This window comes from Acidiphilium sp. JA12-A1, assembly GCF_000724705.2.
GTDB classification, from domain to species: domain Bacteria; phylum Pseudomonadota; class Alphaproteobacteria; order Acetobacterales; family Acetobacteraceae; genus Acidiphilium; species Acidiphilium multivorum.
Window position 1 is genome coordinate 1 of record NZ_JFHO01000078.1, and the last position, 5,096, is coordinate 5,096.

Consider the following 5,096-nt stretch of genomic DNA (forward strand, 5'->3'; position numbering starts at 1 on the left):
GAACAGCGGCAAGGAGCTGGTGACGGCGCTGCTCGCGCATATGCTCTGGACGAACACCTGGACCCGCACGAAAAGACCTTGCGCGCCGTCCGTGCGGCCATCGTCACGCCCGAAAAGGAGCTGCGGAACGTCCTGGCCCATATTCACAAGAACTCGCAAAGCCGCCTCGCCCGCGATCTCGCCGGTAGCTTGAAGGACATCGTGGATGAGACCTTTAGCGGCATCTACAAGAACGCCACCCAAGACACGGCCTGGCTTTCAACCGCCGCTTATGCGGATCTCGTTTCCGGCAACACGTTCCGGTGCGCTGAGCTGACGCTCGGCAAGGCCACGGTTTTCATCAACATTCCGCTGAAGGCGCTCGATGCCACCCCGGCCGTCGCCCGCGTCATCACCGGCGCCCTGCTGAACGCGGCCTATGAAGCGGATGGCGCGATCGAAGGCCGCGTGTTGTTCCTGCTCGATGAGGCCGCCCGCCTCGGCCCCATGAAAATCCTCGAAACCGCCCGCGACTGCGCCCGGAAATACAAGATCACGCTGTTTCCGTTTTATCAGTCGATCGGCCAGCTTCGCGAGCTGTTCGGCCAGGACGGCCCGGCCAAGTGGTTTGAATCGGTCAGCTGGTATAGCTTCGCTGGCGTCAAAACCAAGGCGGTCGCCGAGGAGCTGGCTGCGGCGATCGGCGAATATGGCGTGTTGGCCTGGTCGGAAGGCTCAAACACCGGCAACTCGGCAAAGGGGCTGGAAGCAGGCACGCGCTCGACCGGCCAGACCACAACCTATCATGAGCTGAAACGTCAACTCATCCGCGCCGAGGAAATCATGCACGACATGCGGGATGATGAGCAGATCATCTTCCCGAAATCAGGCCGGCCGCTGCGCTGCGGCCGGGCCATTTATTTCCGGCGGCCCGAGATGGCGGATCGCGTCGGCGAGAACCGCTTTGCCGTCAACGCAACATAGCCACGGGCAGGTACGACGGGGAGAAGGGTGTCAAATTAAATGTCTGTACACGACCCAAGTCGGTCGCTCTATCCCGCCGGTTCCGCAAACGAAAGCCGACGTTAGAAAAGGTTAAGGGAAAGCCTTTCCCCTGTCTTTATTGCGGTCCTGAAATCTGCAAATCCAGTTTGGCGATCTGTCCACGTAGGGATCGGACCCATTTCTCCTGGGCCTCACAAAGCGCGCCATAGGCCCTCTGCACGTCGCCCACTCGATGGAACGCTTCGATCTTTGCCTCCGCGCAACGGGTCGTTATCCTGCCCCATTCTTCATCGGGGATATTGTGATCCTCGTCCTGTTGCTCGTTGTGGTCTGCCCAATGTGCGTCTCGCAAGGTCTTAACTAACATATCAAGCGCTGATTTTAAGACAGACTTGCAGGCCTCTATGTCGGCATGCTCAGTGTCGGCAAGAACGACGAGATACCAGTCCAGTAGGCCAGAAAAGCTCTGCTCGAGGTCGTTAGCTGCCTCCGAGTTTATCTCGATCCGTTCACCTTCTGGACCGCTCGTTGCCCGGGAAGCCGTCGAAAGGAGTTCGCGGATCGACTGATCGACCTTCTCGAAACGCCGCAACGCATCGCGCAAGAGATTCGCTAACGTTTCCCGGTGTGAGATTCGTGTCTGAAGATTGGTGTCCTTAAGCTGCCGCCAAACGGGCCAGCCTGTGAAGATTGCTGCACAGATTGCTATAACACCGGTAAGTAGTGTCTGAAAGTCGTAAATAATACAGAATAAGCTGTTCAGCGCACAATGGCTGGTTTGGCTGCAAATCGTCTCCACGCTATCCCCCCCTTCAAATTCCCCGTGTGATGGGGCAGTCGCGAATCGCCCCAGGCGCGCAATCCACACGCGCATCGACATAGACATAGTGACTAGGGGCCGCGCCAGCCTCCACACCCAGCAAGCTGGACTCCTATATCATTGGCAAACGCAATAGCCGCTTTGCCTTCGCATCGCGCCGAAATCTGCTTTTCTGAAATCGACTTGACACGCCATAAGGCAAATGCACGTTATCCGCTTGCACCAGCCGTAAGCGGACCTCCCGGTTTCCCCCCAAGCCGGGCATAATCGAAGCCCGCGCTAAAACGAATTCGCGACCAGCATTTCCCCGGCTTGCGTCGTGTATCGGGGGGAGAGATTTTGCCGGCGTGCGCCCCATGATGGTGTTGTGGCCGTCGAAGCGATCCGCAGGGTTCCGCGCCCGAACCGGGCGTTGATCGCATCCATAGCTTTCATCGCGGCGGCCGATTGGTCACGGTCGAAACTGGCGAACAGAACGGCCTGGCGCAGCGCCGGTGACAGGTCCTGAAGCATTACCCCCGCCTTGAAATACCGGTATCCCGGACGCCAGACAGCCCGCAACAGCCTGATCGCCTCGCCGATCAATAGACCGGTATCGGCCGTGGGCTCGATCTTGGCCTGGCGCTGCGCCGAATACCACGGGTCACCGTTGTGCGGGTTCGTATGGGTGAAGACCGCGATCTGGCCCGCCTCAAGCCGCTCGGCGCGGAGCTTCTCCGCCGCGCGCGCGGCGAAGGTACAGATGGCCTCGCGCAGTTCGGCCGGCTTGTCGATCATGTGTCCGAAGCTGCGGCTTACCGCGATTCCCTTCCGTGTTGGCGCCATCAGCGATAGCGGCAGGCAGGAGGCGCCACGCAATTCCGTCTGCACCCTGGCGCCAGTCACGGTCAGCATGTCTCGCACCACGCGCGGATCCGCCCGCACGAAATCCGCGATCGTGGCGATCCCCGCCGCGGCGAGTTTCGCCCCGGCCTGGCCGCCGATGCCCCAGACCTCGGCGATAGGCAGCCGTTCGTAGTGCCGCGCCCGAAGCTCCGGATCGCGTAGGTCGCACACGCCACCCAGCGCCGTCTCCTTTTTCGCCACCTTGTTGGCAAGCTTGGCGATCGTCTTGGTTGGACCAATCCCGACACAGGTGGGGATCTTGGCGATCTGTCGGACATCGCGCCGGAGATCGCGACAGAACCGGTCGAGATCGGGGATACCATCGAGATCAAGGAACATCTCGTCGATCGAATAGGGCTCAACCTGTGGCACCCGTTCAGTGAGCACGTCGTAGACCCGGCGGCTCATGTCTCCGTAAAGGGCGTAGTTGCTCGACCGCCATTCGACGACCCTGCTCTCCGGGCGCTTGCGGAACAGGTGCCAGGGCTCGCCCATCTTGATCCCGAGCGCCTTGGCCTCCGGCGTTCGGGCGATGGCGCAGCCGTCATTGTTGGACAGCACCACAAGCGGGCGGGAGCGCAGTTCCGGCGCAAACGCCTGCTCGGCCGAGCAATAGAAGGAATTGCCGTCGATCAGCCCGAAAGTCGGCATTGCGATCAGACCTGAGTTCGCACCAGGCCGGTGATCACCGCCCAGATTTCGGCGTCATCGCCCTCGACGGGGAGGGGCTCGGTGCCGGCGCGGCCGGAGAGCAGCTGCCACTGGCCGTTGCGCCAGGCGAGCTGGGCGACCAGCACGTCGCCGGCAAGCATCACCACAGCGACCTTGCCGGGCGCCGGCGGGGTGGCGGCATCGGCGATCAGGATATCGCCGGAGAGGATGCCGCGGCTGGCCAGCGCATCGCCGGCGACGCGCACGGGGTAGCGGCTGGGCCGGCGGAGATCGAGGATCTCGGACAGATCGATCGGTCCCTCCAGGCTATCACCTGCGGGGCTGACGAAACCTGTGGTATTTCCGCCTGTGTAGCTTCCCATGTTCGTCTCCATCGACTAGAACATATGGAGAACATTTCAGGAGAGCAAGAGGCGCCATGTGCGGACGCTTTGCAACCTTCCAGCCGGTTGAAGCGATCCGCAAGCTGTTCGGGGCGGTCAATTCAGCGCCGGTAGATGCACGGCCGTCCTGGAATATCGCCCCGTCGCAACCGGCTCTAGTTGTCCGCCGACATCCTGAAAACGGCGAGCGGCGCATCGACCTCCTGAGCTGGGGGCTGGTGCCTCACTGGACCAGGGATATCAGGGAGGCTCGGCGGCCGATCAACGCCCGTGCTGAGACCTTGGCAACCTCGCCGATGTTCAAGCCGGCGTTCGCGTCCCGGCGCTGCCTCGTGCCGGTCGACGCCTGGTATGAGTGGCAGGTGACACCAGACGGCAAGCGGCCGTTCGCCTTTGCCCGCACGGATCGCGCGACGATGGCTTTCGCAGGCATTTGGGAAAGCTGGGTCACGCCGGGTACGGGGAAAGTTCTCCGCACCTTCACCATCATTACCACGTCCGCCAATGTCACGGCCGCGCCAGTGCATGACCGCATGCCCGTCATCATTCAGCATGAGGACTGGCCGATCTGGTTGGGCGAAGTTGCTGGACATGCGGCCGATCTGCTTCATCCACCACCCGATGAATTGACTTTGGCATGGCCGGTGGGACAGGCAGTCAATTCGCCCCGGCACAACGGACCAGAACTGCTATTACCGACTGGCGAATTGGTGCCTTGAGGCAATGAAAAAGAGGACGCTTCGGCCCATCAACGACGCGAGTGAGCCGTCTCACGACTGCCCGACATGGGCCGAAGAACGAACCCGCTGCGCGGGAGGGGGGGGGATCGGGCTAGAGACCTGGCCGTTGTGGCTGGATTGAGCGCATTCCGGCGGTGACGGAGCATCTTTGGTTCTTTCAACCGAAAGGAGCCGAACGATGAACGAATCAATCCGCACTGCTGCGATCAGCCCGCTGCGCCAGCGTTTGATCGACGATATGAACATGCGTCGGTTCTCGCGAGAGACACACCGCAATTACCTTCGTGACGTGGGGCGCTTCGCCACATTCCTGGGGCGTTCACCCGATACGGCGACGGCGGAAGATCTTCGCCGCTTCCAGATCGAGCAGCGCGATGCCGGGGTGCCGACACCGACCATGAACAGCATCGTCTCGGCGCTACGGTTCTTTTTCACGCAAACGATCGACCGGCCTGATCTGGCGCGCAAGCTGATCCGGACGCCGCACCCTCGCAACCTGCCCGTCGTGCTCAGTCGGGATGAGGTCGCACGGCTGCTCAACGCGACCACCTGCCTCAAGCATCAGGCGGCTCTTTCGGTCGCTTATGGTGCCGGCATGCGCGTGGCCGAGGT

At 61.7% G+C, this 5,096-nt stretch carries 6 protein-coding genes; 3 read left to right on the top strand and 3 right to left on the bottom strand.

Features of this window, described 5'->3' with window-relative positions; translation table 11 throughout:
• The coding region (locus RT91_RS14505; RefSeq protein ID WP_240314314.1) for a type IV secretory system conjugative DNA transfer family protein at nucleotides 1-963 on the top strand (963 nt) is incomplete at its 5' end.
• Nucleotides 964-1,099: 136 nt separating this feature from the next.
• Here the strand turns inward: RT91_RS14505 and RT91_RS22320 are convergent.
• From RT91_RS22320 to RT91_RS14520, 3 genes are all read right to left on the bottom strand, one after another.
• A complete protein-coding gene (locus RT91_RS22320; protein ID WP_035187955.1) occupies nucleotides 1,100-1,588 on the bottom strand; it encodes a hypothetical protein in 489 nt (162 codons plus the stop codon).
• A 495-nt stretch (nucleotides 1,589-2,083) separates the two neighbouring features.
• Nucleotides 2,084-3,340 (bottom strand): Y-family DNA polymerase, encoded by a 1,257-nt coding sequence (locus RT91_RS14515; protein WP_035187957.1) that lies wholly within the window; start codon nucleotides 3,338-3,340, stop codon nucleotides 2,084-2,086.
• A 5-nt stretch (nucleotides 3,341-3,345) separates the two neighbouring features.
• Entirely contained in the window at nucleotides 3,346-3,723 is a 378-nt protein-coding gene (locus tag RT91_RS14520) for a LexA family transcriptional regulator (protein WP_007425051.1), read from the bottom strand.
• Nucleotides 3,724-3,779: 56 nt separating this feature from the next.
• Between RT91_RS14520 and RT91_RS20725 the strand changes: the two genes are divergently transcribed.
• Both RT91_RS20725 and RT91_RS14530 read left to right on the top strand, forming a co-directional pair.
• Entirely contained in the window at nucleotides 3,780-4,463 is a 684-nt protein-coding gene (locus RT91_RS20725; RefSeq protein WP_082468619.1) for an SOS response-associated peptidase, read from the top strand.
• Nucleotides 4,464-4,632: 169 nt separating this feature from the next.
• Nucleotides 4,633-5,096: phage integrase N-terminal SAM-like domain-containing protein (locus RT91_RS14530; RefSeq protein WP_240314315.1), on the top strand; the 464-nt coding region annotated here is incomplete at its 3' end.

Excerpts from the sequence above, each read along its gene's own strand:
- RT91_RS20725 (WP_082468619.1), top strand. The coding sequence starts at position 3,780 with ATGTGCGGACGCTTTGCAACCTTCCAGCCGGTTGAAGCGATCCGCAAG.
- RT91_RS14520 (WP_007425051.1), bottom strand. The coding sequence starts at position 3,723 with ATGGGAAGCTACACAGGCGGAAATACCACAGGTTTCGTCAGCCCCGCA.
- RT91_RS14515 (WP_035187957.1), bottom strand. The coding sequence starts at position 3,340 with ATGCCGACTTTCGGGCTGATCGACGGCAATTCCTTCTATTGCTCGGCC.